This is a genomic window from Leisingera sp. F5 (assembly GCF_001593695.1).
The window spans coordinates 1-1,110 of sequence record NZ_LUKH01001327.1 but is presented as its reverse complement, the minus strand read 5'-3'; the positions used below and the strand labels follow the sequence as shown (position 1 = coordinate 1,110).

General features: G+C 59.6%; 1 protein-coding gene. It reads left to right on the top strand.

What is annotated here, in order from left to right:
- Positions 1 to 147 precede the first annotated feature (147 nt).
- On the top strand, positions 148 to 1,110 hold a 963-nt coding region (locus tag A2I95_RS41160), incomplete at its 3' end, for a 3-deoxy-7-phosphoheptulonate synthase class II (RefSeq protein ID WP_291738049.1).

Genomic DNA, 1,110 nt, shown 5'->3' with positions numbered 1-1,110 from the left:
GCAGCACGCTCCGCGGCAGGTCGGGAAACCGTGCTCACAGCTTGGACCCGGGGTCAAGTGGGCGCAATTCTAAACTGGCCACCCCGGTGCGGATTTTGTATAGAGCACCCAACACAATCCAAAGACCTCTGATGCGGAGATAAAGTCATGAGCGAATGGCAAAAAACGGACTGGCGCAACAAGCCGCGGGTTCAAATGCCGGACTATACCGATGCGGCAGCGCTGAATGCTGTCGAGGCTCAGCTTTCCAAATTCCCTCCGCTGGTCTTTGCCGGCGAAGCGCGCCGCCTTAAACAGCATATTGGTGCTGCGGGGCGCGGCGAAGCCTTTCTGCTGCAGGGCGGCGATTGCGCCGAAAGCTTTGACCAGTTCAGCGCTGATGCGATCCGTGACACCTTTATGGTGATGCTGCAGATGGCGATGGTGCTGACCTATGGCGCCAAGGTGCCGGTGGTGAAAGTGGGCCGCATGGCCGGCCAGTTCGCCAAGCCGCGCAGCGCGCCGACCGAAACCATCGATGGTGTTGAGCTGCCCAGCTATCGCGGCGACATCATCAACGAGCTGGACTTCACCCCTGCTGCGCGCATTCCGAACCCGCAGAAAATGCTGCAAGCCTATACACAGGCCGCCGCTACGCTGAACCTCCTGCGCGCTTTCTCCACCGGCGGGTTCGCAGACATGAGCCGGGTGCATTCCTGGACTCTGGGTTTTACAGATGAGCAGGAAGTCCAGAAATACAGCGAGATCGCCAATCGTATCCAGGACACTATCGATTTCATGGCAGCTGCCGGCATAACCGCCGACACTACCCATGAATTCTCGACCGTGGATTTCTACACCAGCCACGAAGGACTGCTGCTGGAGTACGAAGAAGCGCTGACCCGGCTTGATTCGACTTCCGGTAAATGGCTGGCCGGTTCCGGCCACATGATCTGGATCGGTGACCGAACCCGCCAGCCTGACGGTGCCCATGTGGAATTCTGCCGCGGCGTGCTGAACCCGGTCGGTCTCAAATGCGGCCCGACCACCACTGCCGAGGATCTGAAGGTGCTGATGTCGCGCCTGAACCCGGACAACGAAGAGGGCAAGCTGACGCTGATTGCCCGTTTC